General features: G+C 65.0%; 15 protein-coding genes. 6 read left to right on the forward strand and 9 right to left on the reverse strand.

Annotated elements, in window-relative coordinates; genetic code table 11:
• From pbN1_RS15525 to pbN1_RS15560, 8 genes are all read right to left on the reverse strand, one after another.
• On the reverse strand, positions 1 to 1,071 hold the full coding sequence (locus tag pbN1_RS15525; RefSeq protein WP_211161403.1) for a 4Fe-4S binding protein: 1,071 nt from the start codon (positions 1,069 to 1,071) through the stop codon (positions 1 to 3).
• Between the two features lie 3 nt (positions 1,072 to 1,074).
• Positions 1,075 to 1,482 (reverse strand): hypothetical protein, encoded by a 408-nt coding sequence (locus pbN1_RS15530; protein ID WP_169202009.1) that lies wholly within the window; start codon positions 1,480 to 1,482, stop codon positions 1,075 to 1,077.
• 41 nt (positions 1,483 to 1,523) lie between these two features.
• Positions 1,524 to 2,324 carry a CbbQ/NirQ/NorQ/GpvN family protein gene (locus pbN1_RS15535; RefSeq protein WP_169202010.1) on the reverse strand — a complete coding sequence of 267 codons (801 nt, stop codon included), beginning with the start codon at positions 2,322 to 2,324 and terminating at the stop codon, positions 1,524 to 1,526.
• Positions 2,321 to 2,626 (reverse strand): cytochrome C oxidase subunit IV family protein, encoded by a 306-nt coding sequence (locus tag pbN1_RS15540; RefSeq protein ID WP_169202011.1) that lies wholly within the window; start codon positions 2,624 to 2,626, stop codon positions 2,321 to 2,323. Before pbN1_RS15540 ends, pbN1_RS15535 begins: the two co-directional genes overlap by 4 nt.
• A 13-nt stretch (positions 2,627 to 2,639) precedes the next feature.
• Entirely contained in the window at positions 2,640 to 3,236 is a 597-nt protein-coding gene (locus pbN1_RS15545) for a cytochrome c oxidase subunit 3 family protein (RefSeq protein ID WP_210147533.1), read from the reverse strand.
• 189 nt (positions 3,237 to 3,425) lie between these two features.
• A complete protein-coding gene (locus pbN1_RS15550; protein WP_169202013.1) occupies positions 3,426 to 4,808 on the reverse strand; it encodes a cbb3-type cytochrome c oxidase subunit I in 1,383 nt (460 codons plus the stop codon).
• A gap of 37 nt (positions 4,809 to 4,845) precedes the next feature.
• Positions 4,846 to 5,271, reverse strand: a complete 426-nt coding sequence (locus tag pbN1_RS15555; RefSeq protein ID WP_169202014.1) for a c-type cytochrome — start codon at positions 5,269 to 5,271, stop codon at positions 4,846 to 4,848.
• A gap of 339 nt (positions 5,272 to 5,610) precedes the next feature.
• A complete protein-coding gene (locus pbN1_RS15560; protein WP_169202015.1) occupies positions 5,611 to 7,143 on the reverse strand; it encodes a fumarate hydratase in 1,533 nt (510 codons plus the stop codon).
• 247 nt (positions 7,144 to 7,390) lie between these two features.
• Here pbN1_RS15560 and acs point away from each other — a divergent pair, with 247 nt between their 5' ends.
• The 6 genes from acs (at position 7,391) to pbN1_RS15590 (ending at position 17,256) form a co-directional block, all read left to right on the forward strand.
• Positions 7,391 to 9,370, forward strand: coding sequence for an acetate--CoA ligase (acs, locus tag pbN1_RS15565; protein ID WP_169202016.1), 1,980 nt, complete (start codon positions 7,391 to 7,393; stop codon positions 9,368 to 9,370).
• A 198-nt stretch (positions 9,371 to 9,568) separates the two neighbouring features.
• Positions 9,569 to 9,766: a hypothetical protein gene (locus pbN1_RS15570; RefSeq protein ID WP_210147762.1), complete on the forward strand. Its 198-nt coding sequence runs from the start codon at positions 9,569 to 9,571 to the stop codon at positions 9,764 to 9,766.
• A gap of 11 nt (positions 9,767 to 9,777) precedes the next feature.
• A complete protein-coding gene (locus tag pbN1_RS15575) occupies positions 9,778 to 12,534 on the forward strand; it encodes a sensor histidine kinase (protein WP_169202018.1) in 2,757 nt (918 codons plus the stop codon).
• A 29-nt stretch (positions 12,535 to 12,563) separates the two neighbouring features.
• A complete protein-coding gene (locus pbN1_RS15580) occupies positions 12,564 to 12,935 on the forward strand; it encodes a response regulator transcription factor (RefSeq protein WP_011235953.1) in 372 nt (123 codons plus the stop codon).
• Between the two features lie 3 nt (positions 12,936 to 12,938).
• Positions 12,939 to 15,104: a 3'-5' exonuclease gene (locus pbN1_RS15585; RefSeq protein WP_169202019.1), complete on the forward strand. Its 2,166-nt coding sequence runs from the start codon at positions 12,939 to 12,941 to the stop codon at positions 15,102 to 15,104.
• Between the two features lie 67 nt (positions 15,105 to 15,171).
• Complete coding sequence (locus pbN1_RS15590; RefSeq protein ID WP_169118117.1) at positions 15,172 to 17,256, forward strand: sodium:solute symporter family protein; 2,085 nt, start codon at positions 15,172 to 15,174, stop codon at positions 17,254 to 17,256.
• A gap of 54 nt (positions 17,257 to 17,310) precedes the next feature.
• Here pbN1_RS15590 and pbN1_RS15595 read toward each other — a convergent pair whose 3' ends face one another.
• Positions 17,311 to 21,285, reverse strand: coding sequence for an EAL domain-containing protein (locus pbN1_RS15595; RefSeq protein ID WP_169202020.1), 3,975 nt, complete (start codon positions 21,283 to 21,285; stop codon positions 17,311 to 17,313).
• Between the last annotated feature and the right edge of the window lie 137 nt (positions 21,286 to 21,422).

The raw sequence follows: 21,422 nt of genomic DNA on the forward strand, positions 1-21,422 counted from the left end.
CTATCGTTCCTTGCCGGAGCGGAACCCGGCTTCATTCTGGCGTGCGGCTTCGCTGCTCACCCACGCGAGCAGCGGCCCCCGGGGGTTGTCGCGCTGGCTCTGCTCGCAGGCTTCGACGCACTGCGCGCACTGCGTGCAGGTGAACATCAGGCGCTTGATGTTGCGCGGGGTCAGCCGCAGCGGACAGACCGCGTCGCAGGCGGACTGCCGGTCGGGCAGGCAGCTGGCGCAGTCGACGGCGCGCTTTCTCTGGAAACCGACGACCATCGCGTCGCGGTTGCTCATCCAGGCCAGGCTCTGGAACAGGCCGACCGCGCAGGCGTAACGGCAGAAGAGGTGACGGGCAAAAAGGAATTCCATCGTCAGCACGACGGTCGCCGCGGAGAGGAAGATCGTCTGGTTGCGCGTGAACTCGCCGCCGAAGAGGTTGCCGTAGACTTCGGCCGGAGGCAGCAGGTAACTCAGAAACACCACCGACCACAGGAATGCGAAGAACACTGCGGCCGGCACGACGACTGCCCACCAGCGTGCATCAGGGCGCCACGGCGTGCCGTCGGCCTTCCACGGCGGCAGCGGCTCCCGGACCCACACGCTCGGTTTGCCCGATGCGCGCTGCATCAGCTTGTTGATCGTTTCGACGACCGAAAAATGCGGGCACAGCCAGCCGCAGTAAAGTCGCCCCCACTTCCACGAGACCCACAGGAAAGCGGCCCCGCCGACGAAGATCGGCACGAACAGCCGGAACATCACGTTCGAACCGGCTTCGAGGGCGCTGATGCGGCCGGCGACGAAGTCGTCGAGCCCCAGGCGCCATTCCATGCCGAGCAGCCAGGCATGGCCGGCGACGAGGTCGTAGCGGAACAGGTCGAGCACCGGCCCGAGGATGAACAGCGTGAAAAAGCCGATCTGGAACGCGATGCGCTTTTTCTGCGTGCGGTTGTGCCCGGCCGGTTTCGCCGCGGCGATCGGGATGACCCGGCGCGACGGCTGGCGCGCGGCCACCGGCTTGTCGGGCTGCACCGGATCGGGCGACGTCTGCGGTGAAAGGGGTGAAAACTGCGGGGCGTTCATGGTCTATTCGACGAGCTTCGGGCCGATGAGGGGAAAACGGTAGGGACGGGCGAGCATTGCGCGGTTCAGACCGATCACGCCGAACAGGATCAGCATGGCGTGGAAGCAGACGAAGTACAGCACCCCGACGACCCACGACCACGGGTTCGTGAAGCCGCCGAGCAGGAACACCGCGACGCTGACCCCAACCAGCATGCCGCCGCCCCACAGACTGGCGACGACGGTCTGCTTGAGGTGATTGCGCGCGAGCGCCGGAGCGCTGGACCGATGCCGCCACCACAGCACGACGAGGATGATGAATGCGAGGCCGGGGGCGATCATCAGGTTCACGAGGAACAGCGCCTCGGCCGCCACCGCGAGCGGCGGCCCGGGCATGTCTTCCTTCAGCAGATCGTGTTCCGGCTCTGGCATCGCGTCGATTCCTTGCGCTCGGACCGGCTGCCGGCCTGGTTTCAGCGGCCGAAGGTCGCCGCCACGACTTCCATCAATGCTTCGGCAACTTCGGGGTCGTCGGTCAGGCTCTCGACGATCGCCGCGCGACACGCGGTGACCGGATCCATGCCGTCGCGCACCAGCAGCGCCGCATAGACGAGCAGCCGGGTGCTCGCCGCTTCCTCGAGGTCCTGGTCTTTCAGCGTGCGCAACGCGTGCGCGATCGACACCAGGCGACGCGCGAGATCGGGCGCGCAGCCGGCTTCGCCGAGCAGGATCGATTCCTCGCGGGCGCTGGCGGGGAAATCGAAGCGCAGGCTGACGAAGCGCTGGCGCGTCGACGGCTTCATGCCTTTCAGCAGGTTCTGGTAACCGGGGTTGTACGAGACGACAAGCATGAACGACGGCGGCGCGGACAGCAGCTCGCCGGTGCGGTCGATCGGCAGGATGCGGCGGTCGTCGGCAAGCGGGTGCAACACCACCGTGGTGTCCTTGCGCGCCTCGACGACTTCGTCAAGGTAGCAGATGCCGCCTTCGCGCACCGCGCGCGTCAGCGGACCGTCGCACCACACGGTCTGGCCATCGCCGATCAGGTGGCGGCCGACGAGATCGGCGGCCGTCAGGTCGTCGTGGCAGGCGACCGTGTAGAGCGGCAGGCCGAGCTTTGCCGCCATGTGCGCGACGAAACGCGTCTTGCCGCAGCCGGTCGGCCCCTTGATCAGCAGCGGCAGGCGGTTTTTCCACGCGTGCTCGAACACGCTGATTTCATCGCCGGCCGGTTCGTAGAACGGAATTTCCCTGAGGGACGTTTCCATCTTCATGCGGCAAGTCCTTTCCAGTAGGCCAGGCCGATCATCGAGCAGACCAGGAGCATCCAGCCGAGCGCGATCAGCGGCCACATCAGCGGCGCACGGCGCAACGCCATGTAGTCGAGAATGATCAGGGTGCCCTTGGCGAACGCGATCGTCATCAGGAGGGCGGTGATCGCAGGACCGGCATCGGCGCGTTCGCCGACCGTCCACGTCAGCATCGTGGCGAAGATCAGCGCTGCCCAGATGATCGCGGCGCGATTCGGCGTGCCGTGGGACGAGGCGTGCCGGGGGGAGGAAAGCGAGGATTGCATTGTCTTGGACCTCTCAGCGCATCACGTAGATCAGCGGGAACAGGATCAGCCATACCAGATCGACCATGTGCCAGTACGCCGCGCCGGTCTCGATCCCGTTCATGTTGTCGGGACCGTAGCGCCCGGTTCGAGCGCCGTTCCACATCGCCGCGATGATCACCATGCCGAGGATCACGTGCATGAAGTGGAAGAACGTCAGCGACAGGTAGAACATGTAGAACGTGCTCGACGACAGGCTGATGCCGGCACCGATCTTCTCCGCGTACTCGAAGATCTTCACGACGACGAAACCGGCGCCGCACGCGAACGCTGCGGCCAGCCACGGCGCGGCGCGGCGACTGAAGCCGGCTTCGGCGACCTGCACGGCGCGCACGACGAAGAAGCTCGAGGTCAGCAACAGCACGGTGTTGATCGCACCGGAGGTGCGGTCGAGCGTGAGCTGTTCGGCGTTGAAGAGTTCGACGTGATTGGCGCGCGTGAAGGCGTATACGACGAAGAACACGCCGAACGCCAGCAACTCGGCGAGGATGAAGAACCATATCGCGAGGTCGCCGGGAAGGCGTCGCGCCGTGGTCTCCGACGCGGAGTTGGAGGCGGGGAGGGGTGTCATCAGGGTTTGGCTGCTCGTATTCATGGGTCCAGTCTAGGGAGCGTACCCCTTCCGGACCTTGATTCTGGTTAATTCATTCCGCGGAGATGTAACGAGAACGATTTGCGTGAGCAGAAAGAAAAAAGGGCGGCTCGCGCCGCCCCGTGGTTCTGTCCTTCAACGCCGTCGAAGGACCGCTTTCGAGACTGCTCAGGGGGTGATCAGCGGCTTGCTTTCACCCTTGACGAAGAAACTCGTCACGTAGGTGACCAGGCCGACCGCGAACACCACACCCGCCCACAGGCGCATCCAGTAGAACAGCGAGATCTGGTCCTGCACCTGCATGAACGGCATCGGCGTGTCGGAGACGCGCTGCAGCCAGACCTGCAGGATGCCGGCGGCAGTGAGGAACAGCGTGATGAAGACCATCGAGATCGTCATCAGCCAGAAGCTCCACATTTCAACCACCTGGGCGCGCTGGCTGTTCGCCGCACGACCGCGCAGCAACGGCATCGCGTAGCTGATGATCGTCAGCACCACCAGCACGTAGGCGCCATAGAACGCCATGTGGCCGTGGGCCGCGGTGATCTGCGAACCGTGCGTGTAGAAGTTCACCGGAGCCAGCGTATGCAGGAAACCCCACACGCCCGCGCCGAGGAAGGCCATCACGCCGGTACCCAGCGCCCACAGCACGGCAGCCTTGTTCGGATGCTCGCGGCGGCGACGGTTGACCATGTTGAACGCGAAGACGGTCATCGCGAAGAACGGGATCGGTTCCAGCGCCGAGAAGATCGAACCCCACCACTGCCAGTAGCCCGGCGTGCCGATCCAGAAGTAGTGGTGGCCGGTGCCGATCAGGCCGGTGACGAGCGCCAGCGTGATGATCACGTACAGCCACTTCTCGATGACTTCACGGTCGACGCCGGTGACCTTGATCAGCACGAAGGCGAGCATCGCGGCCATGATCAGTTCCCACACGCCTTCCACCCAGAGGTGAACGACCCACCACCAGTAGAACTTGTCCTTCACCAGGTTGCCCGGGTTGTAGAACGAGAACAGGAAGAAGATCGCCAGGCCCCACAGGCCGAGCAGCATGACGATGCTGATCACCGTCTTGCGGCCTTTCAACATCGTCATGCTGATGTTGAAGAGGAACGCGAGCGTGACGATGACGATACCGATCTTCGTCAGCAGCGGTTGCTCGAGGAACTCCCGGCCCATCGTCGCCAGGATGTTGTTCCCGGTGGCCGCGGCGAGCGTGTTGTAGTCGACGAGCAGGTAGCCGAGGATCGTCGCCGCGCCGGCGATCAGGAAGATCCAGAACATCAGCAGCGCGAGCTTCGGGCTATAGAGTTCGGTTTCGGTTTCTTCCGGGATCAGGTAGTAGGCGGCGCCCATGAAGCCGAACAGCAGCCAGACGATCAGGAGGTTGGTGTGGACCATCCGGGCGACGTTGAACGGGATTTCCGGAAACAGGAAATCGCCGACCACGTACTGCAGGCCCATCGCCAGACCGAACACGATCTGGCCGACGAAAAGACCGATCGCCGCTATGAAATAGGGCAGTGCGACCGATTGCGAGGTGTATTTCATGGTGTGTTATCCCCTTGATGTTTTCGATTCGCTGCGTTCAGCCCTCGATGTTGGGAGGCCATTTCTGGGTGTTGATCTCGGAGGAGTACTTCAGGAAGGCCACCAGGTCGTCCAGTTCCTGATCGGTGAGATGGAACTGCGGCATCTGCCGGCGTCCCGGTGCCCCGGTCGGCTGTGACTGGATCCACGCCTTGATGAACTCCGGCCCGCGCCGCGGATAGACGTTCCCGAGTTCCGGCGCGAAGTACGCACCTTCACCCAGCAGGGTGTGGCAACCGATGCAGTTGCGCGTTTCCCATACGTGTTTGCCCGCCATCACCTGGGGTGTCAGGTTGGCGCTGTTGTCCGACTTGTGGAGGTTGGTCGTCGTGTCAACGGTCAACGCCACCAGAAGCAGGAAGAAGAACACTGTCCCGCCATAGAAGATGTTGCGAGCCATCGCCTTTGTGAAGGTGCCGCTCATGGTTTTCCCCTCATTGTTTTGTCATGCGTCCGAGTGATTGATGGATAACCCGAAGGTTAGACGCATTCTGAGCAGCAGGGGAAGGGGTCTCCATGATTTGAATCAAGTTATGAAAAACGGATTTGTTCTAGCAGTGCTGAGTATTTTCTTTTATATTCAATATATTATGTTAAAAACAACGAAATGGCTTGAGGTTTTTCGTCATTGTCAATAGCTTGCGCGCCGGGATTTCCTGAAAGTTCCCCTTCCATCAATTTCAGCCCCTGGCATGCGGGGCGACGGCGAAAAAAACCCGACCGGTTTCCCGATCGGGTTCGGCGCGACGAAAGGAGGCAGTGATCAGGCGGTGGCGACCGGGATTTTTCCGATCTTCGCCTGCCACGTTTTCGGGCCGGTTTCATGGACGCTGGTGCCGTTCGAATCGACCGCGACGGTGACAGGCATGTCCTGCACGTCGAACTCGTAGATCGCTTCCATGCCCAGATCGGCGAAGCCCGCTACCCGCGCGGTCTTGATCGCTTTTGCAACGAGGTAGGCCGCGCCGCCGACCGCCATCAGGTACGCCGACTTGTTGTCACGGATCGCGTCGATCGCTGCGGGACCGCGCTCGGCCTTGCCGACCATCGAGATCAGGCCGGTCTGCTCGAGCATCATGCGGGTGAACTTGTCCATGCGCGTCGCAGTGGTCGGGCCGGCCGGGCCGACGACTTCGTCGCGCACCGGGTCGACCGGGCCGACGTAGTAGATCACGCGGTTGGTGAAGTCGACCGGCAGCTTCTCGCCCTTTGCGAGCATGTCGGCGATGCGCTTGTGCGCGGCGTCGCGGCCGGTCAGCATCTTGCCGTTCAGGAGCAGCACCTGGCCGGGCTGCCACGAGGCGACTTCCTCCTTCGTCAGCGTGTCGAGATTCACCCGCGTCGCGACCTTGGTGTCGGCCTGCCAGGTGACGTCCGGCCAGTCCTCGAGCTTCGGTGCCTCGAGCTTCGCCGGGCCGGAGCCGTCGAGTTCGAAATGCACGTGGCGGGTCGCCGCGCAGTTCGGGATCATCGCGACCGGCAGGCTTGCAGCGTGCGTCGGGTAGTCGAGGATCTTGACGTCGAGCACCGTGGTCAGGCCGCCGAGACCCTGCGCGCCGATGCCGAGCGCATTGACCTTGTCCATCAGCTCGAGGCGCAGTTCCTCGACGCGCGAAAGCTGAGCGCCGGCAGCGGCCTTCGCGCGCAGTTCGTGGATGTCGACCGGCGCCATCAGCGATTCCTTCGCCAGCAGCATCGCCTTCTCCGGCGTGCCGCCGATGCCGATGCCGAGGATGCCCGGCGGACACCAGCCGGCGCCCATCGTCGGCACGGTCTTCAGCACCCAGTCGACGATCGAGTCGGACGGGTTGAGCGCGTAGAACTTGGTCTTGTTCTCGGAGCCGCCGCCCTTGGCCGCACAGGTGACTTCGACGTGGTCGCCCGGCACGATCTCGTAATGCACGACCGCCGGCGTGTTGTCCTTGCTGTTCTGCCGTGCGCCGGCCGGGTCGAGCAGCACCGAGGCGCGCAGCTTGTTGTCCGGATTGGTGTACGCGCGGCGCACGCCCTCGTTGATCATTTCCTGGACGCTCATCGTCGCGTCCCACTGCACGTTCATGCCGACCTTGAGGAAGACGACGGCGATGCCGGTGTCCTGGCAGATCGGGCGGTGGCCTTCGGCGCACAGGCGCGAGTTCGTCAGGATCTGCGCGATGGCGTCCTTCGCCGCCGGGCTTTCCTCGTGCTTCCAGGCCTCGCCGAGCGCCTCGATGAAGTCGAGGGGGTGATAATAGCTGATGAACTGAAAGGCATCCGCGACGGACTGAATGAGGTCTTCTTCGCGAATCACGGTCATGATGCGTCTCCAAGGTGGCGGGCAAGGGGCCGCAATTCTATCAGTCTGACGCCGGATGCGTGTTGCAGTGCAGGAAGAGACCCGATTTACGGCACCCGCAAGGCGTGTAAGTCCTGTGTAAGATAGTTGCTCTTAAATGCGCACCAGATCGCGGAGCCTTTCGCGAACGACAATACAGGCTGGAACCCACCGGCCGCCCCGCAACAGGGCAGCTTCAACCATTCAGAACAGTTGAGGAGAGGTGAATATGTCGAACGAACAGCAGACCCAGACGCGCATCTATAAGCCTTCGGAAGAGATGGTCAAGAACGCCGCGGTTTCCGGCATGGAAGCCTATCTTGCGTTGTGCAAGGAAGCGGAAGACGACTACGAAGGATTCTGGGCGCGCAACGCCCGCGAACTGATCGAGTGGAAGAAGCCTTTCACCGAGGTCCTCGACGAGAGCAATGCCCCGTTCTTCAAGTGGTTCGCCGACGGCCAGCTCAACGTCTCCTACAACTGCCTCGACCGCAACGTCGATAACGGTCTCGGCGACAAGGTCGCGCTGATCTTCGAAGCCGACAACGGCGAAGTCACCCGCGTCACCTACAAGGATCTGCTGTCCCGCGTCAGCAGATTCGCGAACGCGCTGCGCGGCATGGGTGTAAAGAAGGGCGACCGCGTCGTCATCTACCTGCCGATGTCGATCGAAGGCGTCGTCGCGATGCAGGCCTGCGCCCGCATCGGCGCGACCCACTCGATCGTGTTCGGCGGCTTCTCGGCCCAGGCGCTGCGCGACCGCATCAACGACGCCGGCGCCGTCGCGCTGATCACCTCCGACGGCCAGCATCGCGGCGGCAAGGCGCTGCCGCTGAAGCCGATCGCCGACGAGGCGCTATCGCTCGGCGGCTGCGACAGCGTCAAGAACGTCATCGTCGTCAAGCGCACCGGCGCTGCGACCGCGATGGTGCAGGGCCGCGACCAGTGGTTCCACGACGTCTGCGCGAACCAGCCGGATACCTGCGAACCGGAATGGGTCGATGCGGAGCATCCGCTGTTCCTGCTCTACACGTCGGGCTCGACCGGCAAGCCGAAAGGCGTCCAGCACTCGACCGGCGGCTACCTGCTGCACGCGATCATGTCGATGAAATACACCTTCGACATCAAGCCGGACGACGTCTTCTGGTGCACCGCCGACATCGGCTGGGTCACTGGCCACACCTTCATCACCTACGGCCCGCTCGCCTGCGGCACGACTGAGATCGTGTTCGAAGGGGTGCCGACCTACCCGGACGCCGGGCGTTTCTGGAAGATGATCCAGGACCACAAGGTCACGGTCTTCTACACTGCGCCGACCGCGATTCGTTCACTGATCAAGGCTGCGGACAACAATCCCGCGGTGCACCCGAAGAAATACGACCTGTCGAGTCTGCGCATCCTCGGCTCGGTCGGCGAGCCGATCAACCCGGCGGCGTGGGAGTGGTACTACGACAACGTCGGCGGCGGTCGCTGCCCGATTGTCGATACCTTCTGGCAGACCGAGACCGGCGCGCACATGATCACGCCGATGCCGGGTGCGACGCCGCTGGTGCCTGGTTCGTGCACGCTGCCGTTCCCGGGCATCCAGTGCGCAGTCGTCGACGAGACCGGCACCGAAGTGCCGAACGGGCAGGGCGGCATCCTCGTCGTCAAGCGTCCGTGGCCGTCGATGATCCGCACGATCTGGGGTGACCCGGAGCGCTTCAAGAAGTCATACTACCCGGACGACTTCAAGGGCAAGCTGTATCTGGCCGGCGACGGCGCGATCCGCGACAAGGACACCGGCTACTTCACGATCACCGGCCGCATCGACGACGTGCTGAACGTCTCCGGCCACCGCATGGGCACGATGGAAATCGAGTCGGCGCTGGTCGCGCACGAGAAAGTCGCCGAAGCCGCGGTCGTCGGCCGTCCGGACGACGTAACCGGCGAGGCGGTCGTCGCGTTCGTCGTGCTGAAGGGTGCGCGCCCGAGCGGCGAAGACGCGAAGGCGATCATCAAGGAACTGCAGAACTGGGTCGGCCACGAGATCGGGCCGATCGCGAAGCCGAAGGACATCCGCTTCGGCGAGAACCTGCCGAAGACCCGTTCGGGCAAGATCATGCGCCGGCTGCTGCGTCAGCTGGCGAAGGGGGAGGAGATCACCCAGGACACGTCGACCCTCGAGAATCCGGCGATCCTGGATCAGCTTGGCCAGCCGCTGAGCTGAACCCCTTGCCGGGCACGGGCCCGCAGAGGCCCGGCCCCGGCCAGAATAATGAGGCAGCCGCTCTGGCTGACATATGTGGGAGGAGGAGAAGGCGCGCGAAAGCGCGCCTTTTTTTTCAGCGTGCCGGTGCTGGCGGCGAAGGGCGAATTCCGCGTGCCGCTATAATCCGGTGGCCGTCGTCATCATGAGGAGTCCATGATGCGCAAGGGTCTTGCCGGACAGCGGCTGGTGGCGGTTTTCCTGACCGGCGTGCTGCTGTTCAATTATCCGGTGCTTTCACTGTTCGATCGGCCCGAGCCTTTTCTCGGCCTGCCGATGCTGTGGATTTTCCTGTTCGGGATCTGGGCGCTGCTGCTGATCGCAGTCGCGTGGATCGCCGAGCGTGGCGCACGCTGAGGAGCGACCGCATGCTCACCAGCACCGCCGTCGTCGTCGTCTCGTTCGCCTACCTGCTGCTCCTTTTCGCTGTCGCCTATTTCGCCGATCGCCGCGCGGAACAGGGGCGGTCGGTGATCTCGAATCCGTGGACCTACGCGCTGTCGCTCGGCGTGTATTGCACGGCGTGGACCTATTTCGGCAGCGTCGGTCGCGCGGCCTCGGGTGGCGTGTGGTTCCTGCCGATCTATCTCGGCCCGACGCTGGCGATGACGTTGTCGTGGATCGTGATGCTGAAGATGATCCGTATCGCGAAAACCTACCGCATCACGTCGATCGCCGACTTCATCGCCAGCCGCTACGGCAAGAGCCATCTGCTGGGCGGGCTGGTCACGATCATCGCGGTGGTCGGGATGATCCCGTACATCGCGCTGCAGCTGAAGGCGATCTCGAGCGGGTACGCGGTGCTCACCGGCGAGCGCGACGACCGGTTCTTCCCGCTCGCGCCGGATAGCTGGATCGGCGACAGCACGCTGTACGTCGCGCTGACGCTGGCGGTGTTCACGGTCCTGTTCGGCGCCCGCCACCTCGATGCGACCGAGCGGCACGAAGGCATGGTCGCCGCGATCGCGTTCGAGTCGGTGGTCAAGCTGCTCGCCTTTCTGGTCATCGGCGCGTTCGTCACGTACGGCATGTACGACGGTTTCGGCGATCTCTTCACGCGCGCGTTCGCCCAACCGGAACTCGCCGGGCTCCTCACCGTCGAGAGCGCCAGCGGCGCCGGCTATGGCGGATGGTTCACGCTGACCGTGCTGGCGATGCTGTCGGTGATCTTTCTGCCGCGCCAGTTCCAGGTCATGGTCGTCGAGAACGTGAACGAACAGCACCTGCGCCGCGCAATCTGGCTGTTCCCGACGTATCTGTTCCTGATCAATATCTTCGTGCTGCCGATCGCGCTCGGCGGCCTGCTGTTTTTCGGCAGCGGCGCGGTCGACCCCGACACCTTCGTGCTGTCGCTGCCGCTCGCCCATGGCCACAGCGCGCTGGCGTTGCTCGCTTTCGTCGGCGGACTGTCGGCCGCGACCGGCATGGTCATCGTCGAGACGATCGCGGTGTCGACGATGGTGTGCAATGACCTCGTGATGCCGCTGGTGCTGCGCAGCCGCAGCTTCAACCGTACGGCGCACGGCGATCTCACCGGGCTGCTGCTGGGAATCCGGCGCGGCGCGATCCTCGGGGTGCTGCTGCTCGGTTATCTGTATTTCCGCCTCGCCGGCGAAGCCTATGCGCTGGTCAGTATCGGCCTGATCAGCTTCGCCGCGGTCGCGCAGTTCGCCCCCGTGATGCTCGGCGGGATGTATTGGCGCGGCGGCACGCGCGAAGGGGCGCTGGCCGGACTGCTTGCGGGCTTCGCCGTGTGGGCCTACACGCTGATGCTGCCGTCGGTGGCGAAATCGGGCTGGCTCGATGCGGCATTCCTCGACCACGGCCTGTTCGGCCTCGCGCTCCTCAAGCCCGAGCAGCTATTCGGGCTGCGGGGGCTCGACAACATCAGCCATGCGCTGTTCTGGAGTCTCACGGTCAACATCGCCTGCTATCTTTTCGTTTCGCTGCTGCGCACGCCGACCGGGCAGGAGGCGAGCCAGGCGACGCTTTTCGTCGATGTCTTCCGGCGCGGCCGCACGTCCCCTGCGATGTTCTGGCGCGGCAGCGCCCAGGTGCGCGACCTGCTGCCGCTCGTGGCGCGCTTTCTCGGCACGGCCCGCGCAAAGCGCGCGTTCACCGACTATGCGCGGCAGCGCGGGCTCGCCGGCATCGACCAGATCCAGCCCGATGCCGGGCTCGTCCAGTTCGCCGAAACGCAGCTCGCCGGGGCGATCGGCAGCGCCTCCGCGCGCGTCATGGTGGCCTCGGTCGTGCAGGAGGAGCCGCTGGGACTCGACGAAGTCATGGACATTCTCGACGAGGCTTCGCAGGTGCGCGCGTATTCGCACGAGCTCGAGGAGAAGTCGCGGGCGCTCGAATCGGCCACCGCCGAACTGCGCGCGGCCAACGAGCGGCTGAAGGAACTCGACCGGCTCAAGGACGACTTCATGTCGTCGGTGTCGCATGAACTGCGCACGCCGCTGACGTCGATCCGCGCGTTCTCCGAAATGCTGCTTGACGATCCGGACATCGCTCTCCCGGACCGGATGCGATTTCTCGGCATCATCGTGTCCGAAACGGAGCGCCTCACGCGCCTCGTGAACCAGGTGCTCGACCTTGCCAAGATCGAATCCGGCCATGCGGAGTGGCACAACAGCGACATCGACATGCGCGCGCTCGTCGAGCAGGCCGTCGACACCACGGCCCAGCTGTTCCGCGACCGCGGCGCAACCGTCGAGCTGGTGCTGCCGGACGAAGCGCCGCACCTGAAAGCGGACCACGACCGGCTGGTGCAGGTGATGCTGAACCTGCTGTCGAACGCGGCGAAGTTCGTGCCGCAGGGCGCGGGCCGCATCCGAGTCGCGCTGAAGTCCGAAGCGGGGCAGGTGCGCGTCGAGGTGTCGGACAACGGGCCGGGCATCCCGCCGGAGTTGCACGGTGTGATATTCGAGAAATTCCGGCAGGGTGGCGACGAGCGTTCGCGGCCGCAGGGCACTGGCCTCGGGTTGCCGATCAGCCGCCAGATCGTCGAGCATTTCGGCGGACGGCTGTGGGTGGAGTCGCCGCCGGGGCACGGCACGGTATTTACGTTCGTGCTGCCGCTGCACGCTCCCCATCCCGACACGGTGGCTGTCGTGCAATGACATAGAATAGCCGGGAGAGAGGGAGAAGCATGGCCAAAAAGATACTGATCGCGGACGATGAACAGAACATCGTCATTTCGCTCGAATTCCTGATGAAGCGCGAAGGGTATGAGGTTTCGATCGCCAACGATGGCGAGGAGGCGATCGCGCGAATCCGCGCCGAGTTGCCCGACCTGGTGCTGCTCGACGTGATGATGCCGAAGAAAAGCGGGTTCGAGGTGTGCCAGGAAATCAAGGCTGATCCCGACCTGCAGTCGGTGCGCGTCCTGATGCTGACGGCAAAAGGGCGCGACACCGAAGTTGCCAAGGGGCTCGCGCTGGGGGCCGATGCCTACATGACCAAGCCGTTCTCGACGAAGGAGCTGGTGGAGTGCGTGCGCAGCATGCTCGCGGCGAGCTGACGGATGACGGCACGCACACGTTTCCTGCTGGCGGTGATCGTCCTGGCGTTGCTGATGACCGGACCGTTCGTCGTCACCGCACTGCTGGTGTGGCTGGAGACGGCAGGCAGCAGAGAACTGTTGATCGACGTGATCGCGCCGCACCTGCCGCTGGGCGCGCTGATGACCCTGATGGGCTTCGTCGTCGGCATCGCGGTGCTGCGCAACCTCTTTCGCCGCTACGTGCAGGGTCTTCTGAGAATGGGGGAGAACCTCAACCTGATGCTCGGCGCAAACCGTGAGTTTCGCGTCAAGGAGGAGGGGCCGCCGGAAGTGAAGGCGCTGGCACGCTACGTCAATGCCCTGGCCGAACAGCGCGACGCGCTGCTGCAGGACGTCGAGGCGCAGATCGCGCGAGCGAAGGAGTCGCTCGAGGAAGAGAAGAACCGCCTCGCCGCGCTGATGTCCGAGCTGACGCAAAGCGTTCTCGTCTGCAACCTCGACGGACGCATCCTGCTCTACAACAACCGCGCGCGCGCGCAGTTCCGCTCGCTGTCGCAGGCTCCGGGAGTGGCGAACGGCGGCGAGCTGATCGGGCTCGGGCGTTCGATCTATGGCGTGTTCGACCGCAACCTGATCAACCACGCGCTCGAAAGCATCCAGCATCGGCTGCGGCGCAGCAACGTGCAGCCGGTGGCAAAATTCGTCACCACGACGCGTGCGGGTCACCTGCTGCGGGCGCAGATGGCGCCGGTGCTGTCGGTGGGGCAAGAGGATGCCCCCGAGCGCAGCATCACCGGGTTCATCCTGATGCTCGACGACATCACGCGCAATTTCGAGAACGAATCGCGCCGCGACCAGATGCTGCACACGCTGACCGAGGGCAACCGCGCGGCGCTGGCGAACGTGCGGGCAGCGGCGGAAATGCTCGACTACCCCGATCTGCAGAGCGAGCTCCAGGAGCGCTTTCGCAAGGTCATCCGTGACGAGATCCGCGCGATGAGCGGGCGGCTCGACGAGACCGCGAACGAGTTCGCCGATGCCCTGAAGGCGCGCTGGCCGCTCGAGGAGATGCTCGGCGCGGACCTGCTTGCCGCGGCGCAGCGGCGCATCGTCAAGGTGCTGAAGGTGCCGGCCAAGCTCGAGGAGGTCGACGAGTCGCTGTGGGTGAAAGTCGACAGCTTCTCGCTGCTGCAGGCGCTGACCTACCTCGCGAGCCGGCTGTCGGACGAGTTCGAGATACGCGAGGTGCGTTTCCGGCTGAGCGGGGCGGGACGCCTGGTGCACCTCGACCTGATCTGGTCGGGGCAGGCGATGAGCACCGAGACGGTGATGAGCTGGGAGCTCGAACCGATGCGCTTCGCCGACGAGAACAGCCCGCTCACCGTACGCGACGTCATCGAGCGCAATGACGGCGAGATGTGGCTGGAGCGCGAGAAAGTGCGCCACCGCGCGTTTTTTCGCATCGTGCTGCCGGCCGCGCTGCCCCAGGAGGAGCTCGACCCGGCGGCATTTCTCAAAGGCGAGGGGCGGCCCGAGTACTACGATTTCGATCTCTTCAAATGGTCGGAAAAATCGCATGTGCTGGAGGATCGCCTGCTCAGCGAGCTGACCTACACGGTCTTCGACACTGAAACGACCGGGCTCGATCCGTCGAAGGGCGACGAGATCATCCAGATCGGCGCGACGCGCATCGTCAACGGCAAGCTGCTGCGCCAGGAATCCTTCGAGCAGCTGATCGATCCGGAGCGCGGGGTGTCGCCGGAGTCGGTCAAGATCCACGGTATCACGCCCGACATGCTCGCCGGCCAGCCGACGATCGCCAGGGTGCTGCCGGCATTCCACGCGTTTGCGCAGGACACGGTGCTGATCGCGCACAACGCGGCGTTCGACATGCGCTTCCTGCAGCTCAAGGAGAACCTGACGGGCCTGCGCTTCGACCAGCCGGTGCTCGACACGCTGCTGCTGTCGGCGGTGGTCCATCCGAACCAGGAGTCGCACCGCCTTGAAGCGATCGCCGAGCGCCTTAATCTGACGATCATCGGCCGGCATACCGCGCTCGGTGACGCGATCGTGACGGCCGAAGTGCTGCTGAAGCTGATCCCCCTGCTCGCGGAAAAAGGCATCCGCACGCTCGGCGAGGCGCGCCAGGCGGCCGAAAAATCGTATTACGCGAGGGTCAAATATTGAACCCCGGATGGGTGCCCGTGACGGTGCGCGGGTTGCAGGCCGGCCACTGGGCTGAAGCGGTGCGGTCTTGACCACGCAGTCCGCCTTTGGCCGCCGCCTGCGGCGCTATTACGGCTGGTACACCGGCAGCTTTCTCGCGTTCGTCGGGCTGCTTGCGATCGGCGAACAGTTCGGCATGTCGCCGGGGGTCATCGGGCACGTGTTCCTGTTCGCGACGATCGCGATCTATGCCGGCATCGGCGTGATGAGCCGCACCTCCGACGTGTCGGAGTATTACGTCGCCGGCCGGCGGGTTCCGGCGGTCTTCAACGGCATGGCGACCGCGGCCGACTGGATGAGCGCGGCGTCCTACATCGGCCTGGCCGGCACGCTGTACTTTTCCGGTTTCGAAGGCCTCGCGTTCGTCACCGGCTGGACGGGCGGCTTCGTTCTCGTCGCGCTGCTGCTCGCGCCCTACCTGCGCAAGTTCGGCCAATACACGATTCCCGACTTTCTCGGCGCGCGCTACGAAGGCAATGTCGCCCGCATCGTCGGACTCGTGGCGACGGTGCTTGCGAGCTTCGTCTATCTCGTCGCGCAGATCTACGGCGTGGGTCTGATCACGAGCCGCTTCGTCAGCGTCGAGTTCGAGATCGGCCTGTTCGTCGGCCTCGCGGGCATCCTCGTCTGTTCGTTCCTCGGCGGCATGCGTGCGGTGACATGGACGCAGGTCGCCCAGTACGTGATCCTCATCGTCGCCTACCTCGCGCCGGTGGTGATCCTGTCGTACAAGGTCACCGGCATACCGGTCCCGCCGGCAGTGTATGGCAGCGTACTCGACAGGCTTTCCGCCAAGGAGACCGAGCTGTTCGTCGAGCCGCGCGAAATCGAGGTTCGCGAACGCTTCGGCCAACGCGCGGCGGATTACGAAGCGAAGATCGCCGCGCTGCCGGATTCGCTCGAGGAAGAACGGCGTTCGCTGATCGAACGCCTGAACCGGCTGCGCATCGACAACGCCGCGGCGCGCGAAATCGCGCACGCCGAACGGGCGCTGCGCGACCTGCCGAAGACGCCCGACCAGGCGCGGGCGACGTGGGAGCAGGCGCGCGTCGAGGCCGCCGGGCGGTCGCGGCCACCGCCCCGTCACGCCGAGGCCCACCCCGGCGACACGCCGGAGCAAAAGCGCGTCGCGCGCAACAACTTCCTCGCGCTGGTGTTCGTCCTGATGATCGGCACCGCCGCCCTGCCGCACGTGCTCGTGCGCTACTACACCACGCCGGGGGTCGTGGAAGCGCGACGCTCGGTTTTCTGGTCGCTGTTCTTCATCTTCCTGCTGTACGTCACGGCGCCGGCCTACGCGGTGTTCGCGAAGTGGGAGGTCTACAACAACCTCATCGGATCGAGTCTTTCGCTGCTGCCGAACTGGGTCGCGTCATGGGGTAAGGTCGGGATGGTCGCGATCGAGGACATCAATGGCGACGGCATCCTGCAGCTGGCCGAACTGCGCCTGAACACCGACGTGATCCTGCTCGCGACGCCGGAGATTGCCGGCCTGCCGTACGTCGTGTCGGGGCTGGTCGCGGCGGGCGGACTCGCGGCCGCGCTGTCGACCGCGGACGGGCTGCTGCTGACGATCTCGAACGCGCTTTCGCACGACTTCTATTACAAGGTCGTCAATCCACACGCCTCGACGCAGCGCCGGCTGGTGATCGCGAAATCCCAGCTGCTCGTCGTCGCGGTGATCGCGGCGTGGGTCGCGTCGATGCGCCCCGACAACATCCTGTTCATGGTCGGCCTCGCGTTCTCGATTGCCGCCGCCGCGTTCTTTCCCGCGCTGGTGCTCGGAATCTTCTGGAAGCGCGCGAACCGCCCCGGAGCGGTTACCGGCATGCTCGCCGGGCTCGTGGTCACGCTGTACTACGCGGTGCGCACCCATCCGTTCTTCGGCGGTTCGATGGCGCAGGCCTGGTTCGATATCAACCCTATCTCCGCGGGCGTGTTCGGTGTCCCGCTCGGATTCGCGACGATCGTGCTGGTGAGCCTGCTGACCCGTCCGCCGCCCCCGGAGATCCAGGATCTCGTCGATTACGTGCGCTATCCGCGGCTCCCGGCGGACGACAGCGAGGCGCAGCCGGACTCCCTCGCAGCGCCGCGACGGCGAACTCAGAGCTGATCGGCGATCATCCCGCCGAGCGTCGCAGCGACGGCCGTCGATCGCGAACGGTTTTTATCGCGGCCCCCTTGCGCCGCGACCGCTGGCAACCAGCCATTCGGCCAGCGCGTCGGCCGGCATCGGCCGCGCGTAGTGGTATCCCTGCGCCTCGTCGCAGTTGAAGATGCACAGGAAGCGGTCGATATCCTCGCTTTCGACGCCTTCGGCGATGACCTGCAGCTTGAGAGTGCGCGCCATGCTGACGATCGCGCGCACGATCGCGGCGTCGTCCGGGTCGGTGGCGATGTCGCGGACGAAGGACTGGTCGATCTTGAGCTTGTCGACGGCGAAGCGCTTCAGGTAGGCGAGGCTCGAATAGCCGGTGCCGAAGTCGTCGATCGACAGGCGCACGCCGAGCGATTTCAGCCGTCGCAGCGTCTCGATGACGGATTCGGAGTCGACGAGCAGCAACGACTCGGTCAGTTCGAGTTCGAGCCGCGCCGGATCGAGGCCCGACAGCGACAGCGCCCGCACGACGCTGCGTTCGAGATCGCCGCGCCGGAACTGCACGGCCGACAGGTTGACCGCGACGCTCAGCTCCGGCAAGCCCTGCCGCGTCCAGCGGGCGGCCTGCATGCACGCTTCGCGCAGCACCCAGTCGCCGATCGGGACGATCAGGCCGCTGTCCTCCGCCGCCGGGATGAAGCGGCCCGGCGCGACCAGTTCGCGCTTGTCACAGTGCCAGCGCAGCAAGGCTTCGACACCGACGACATGACCGCTCGCGAGGTTGATCTGCGGCTGGTAATGCAGCAGGAACTCGTCGTTTTCGAGGGCGCGGTGCAACGCCGTGCGGATCTGCAGCTGTTCGACGGCGTCTACGTTCATCTGCTCGGTGTAGAAGCGCCAGGTGTTGCGGCCGGCGCGCTTGGCCTGGTACATCGCAGTGTCGGCGTTCTTCAGCAGGGTGTCGAAATCCTTGCCGTCGTCGGGCCAGATAGCGATGCCGATCGACATCGTGTTCGTCAGCTCATGGCCTTCGAGCTCGAAGGGCTGGGCCAGCGCGTCGAAGATTTTCGCGGTCGCGCTGTTGATCGCCTGCGGGTCGCGAATATCGGTAAGCGCGATCAGGAACTCGTCGCCGCCGAGACGGCTGACGGTGTCGGTTTCGCGCAGGCACTCGCGCAGCCGCAGCGCGACTCCTTGCAGCAGGCCGTCGCCGGCCGGGTGGCCGAGCGTGTCGTTGATGGTCTTGAAATGATCGAGATCGACGAACAGCAGCGCGACTTTCGCCTGCGCGCGCTCCGCCCATGCGGTGGCCAGCGCGAAGCGGTCGCGGAACAGCACGCGGTTCGGCAGTCCAGTGAGCGCATCGTGATGGGCGAGATACTCGACGCGCGCCTGGGCTTCCTTACGGTCGGTGATGTCGTGCACGAACGTGAGTACGTGTTTCTCGCCGTCGATGTCGATGTATTTGGACGACAGGCTGACCTGGCGCACCGCGCCGCTGCGGTCGCACCCGACAGTCTCGAAATCGAGCACCGAATCGTGCTGCCGGAGCGTTTCGAGCCAGCGCTGGCGGCTCTCGGGATCGGGCCACAGGTTGACCTCGACCGAAGTCTTGCCGATGAGGTCTTCACGTTTCCAGCCGAAGTGGATTTCGTACTTGTCGTTCACTTCGATGAATCGCCCGTCCTCGACGCGCGTGATCGCGATCGCGAACGGTGCTGCCATCATCGCGATGGCAAACCGTTCTTCGCTGTTGCGCAGCGCGGCTTCGGTGGCGCGCAACTCGGTAATGTCCTGGATCGCGCCGCACACGCGTACCGCGCGGCCTTCCCGGTCGTACTGGAGGTGACCGTTCGCGCGCGCCATGCGGAGCGCGCCGTCGGAGCGGATGAGGCGGAATTCGCTTACATAGGAACGATTGTTCCTGACCGCGCCCGCGAGGTCGCCGGCCACCCGCTTGCGGTCGTCCGGATGAACGTGAGCGAGGAAGGTGGCGCCGCTGGGAGTGACCTTGCCCGGCACGTGGCCGAGGAGGCGGTCGGTTTGTTCCCCCCAGTGAAGGACGCCGGCGGGGAGCTGCCATTCCCAGTACCCGACCTGCGCCAGCGAGGTGGCCTCGGCGAGCTGGCGGCGGCTCTCCTTGATGGGCGTGATGTCGTGAAAAATCTCGAACTTGCTGAGCGTGCCATCGGGATTGCGGAACGGCATGTCGAACAAGTCGTAACTGCGTCCGCTGGGCGCTGTCCATTCCGCGTGCACCGAGCTGCCCGCAAAGACAACATCGTTGTTGCACCACGTACAGGCTTCGCTGCGACCGTGGAGGTATTCGAAGCACTTGCGTCCGGCGGGCGCGCCGAACTGGCGTTCGAGCGCCGGGTTGAGATACTCGATGACGTGATCGGCGCCGACGATGTACGCGCCGTCGGGCAGCGCGTCGAGAATGCCCTGCAGGCGCGTGCGCTCGGCCGCGAGCACGGCGACTTCGGCCTGCGCGGTCTTCACGCGGCTGATGTCCGTATAAGTGAGCACGACGCCGTCGCGCACGCCGCCCTCGCCGTGAAACGGCAGCATGCGCTCCAGATACCAACGGCCGGTGACGTCCACCTCGCGCTCCACGCCTTCACCCGTGGCGGCGACGTGCTGCAGGTCGGCCAGGAAGCGTGATGCGTCACCGGCGCGGTAGGTGATCTCCGACAGCGGACGGCCTGCGTCCGAGGCGCGCAAGGCGAGAACGCCTTCGACGGCGGCGCTGAAGCGGCGCACGCGCAGCCCGGCATCGAGAAACACGGTGCCGATCTTCGTGCTCGCGAGCAGGTGATCGTAGTCGCGGTTCAGGTTTGCCAGCGCTGCATTGCGGTCTTCGAGTTCGCGGTTGAGGATGTAGAGGTCTTCATTGACCGACTTCAATTCCTCGTTGGCGCTCTGCAGCTCCTCGTTCGACGCGGTCAGTTCCTCGTTTGCGAGATCGATGTGCTCGTGGCTGCTCTTGAGCTCGACGATCATCTCGTGCAGCCGTTCGCGGGTTGCGAGCAGCTCCGCTTCGAGCTCTTCCGGCGTGCCTGCGCCGTTCGCGGGAAGCGCGTCGGGCAGCGCCGTCACCGCCGACACCGGGGGGATGCCAACGCTGCCCACGCGTGGCAGCGTGGCCGCCTGTTTGCGGTAAAGCTTGCTCGAACGATCGACCGGCATGAAGGCGCGCGCCGCGTGTTCGCCGACGGTTTCGCTCGCGCCGAGCATCAGCAGGCCCTGCGGCTTGAGTGCGAAGTGAAGCTGCGCCAGCGCCTTCAGCTGCGATCCGTTCTGCAGATAGATCAGCAGGTTGCGGCACAGCGCGAGGTCGATGCGCGTAAAGGGCGGATCGGTCAGGAGGTTGTGGCGGGCAAAGACGACATGGCGCCGCAACGTGCCATCGACGCGCCAGCCGTCGTGCGTGCGCTGGAAATAGCGCCGCAGCAGCGCTTCAGGGATGGCGCGTACTGCGTCGTCGCGGAACATTCCCTGCGAGGCGTCGCTCAGCACTCCAGGGTGGATGTCGGTGGCGAAGATCTTGACGTCGCCGGTGAATCCGAAGCGGCTCGCCGCGTCGAGCGCCAGCAGGGCCAGCGTGTAGGCTTCTTCGCCGCTCGCGCATCCGGCCGACCACAGCCGCAAGGCGTCAGCCGGATTGCGCCCGCGCAACATGTCGGGGAGCACTTCGTCGGCGAGCAGCGAGAACGCGGCCGGATCGCGGAAGAACTCCGTGACGTTGATCAGCAGATCGTGGCATAGCGCGTTGCGTTCGACGTCGTCCCGGACGATTTTCTCGTGATACGCGGACATCGTGTCGCAGCCCGCCAGCGTCATGCGCCGGCGCATGCGGCGCAAAAGCGTGCCGGTCTTGTAGTCCGAGAAATCCACCGCGCAGTGCCGGCGCAGCACGTCGATCAGCGCGGCCACGTCCGGGAGCAACGGGTCGCGCGGGGTGTCTTCCCACTGGGTTTCGGCGCAGGGCCGTTCGTCGATGCCATCCATGCGCCGCTCCTCGGCAATCTCCGCTTTGCTCACGCGCACGCTCCCGGGCCCTTCATCACGTCCGGACGACGGCCGTCCCTGTCGGGCGGAGGCGGCAGGGCAGAGGCCGGGTCCGGAGGTTGGGCCACACGCCCGGGAACGCGCTCAATGTTATGGCAGTAATGAATCAT

The sequence above is a fragment of the Aromatoleum bremense genome (genome assembly GCF_017894365.1).
GTDB classification, from domain to species: Bacteria; Pseudomonadota; Gammaproteobacteria; order Burkholderiales; family Rhodocyclaceae; genus Aromatoleum; species Aromatoleum bremense.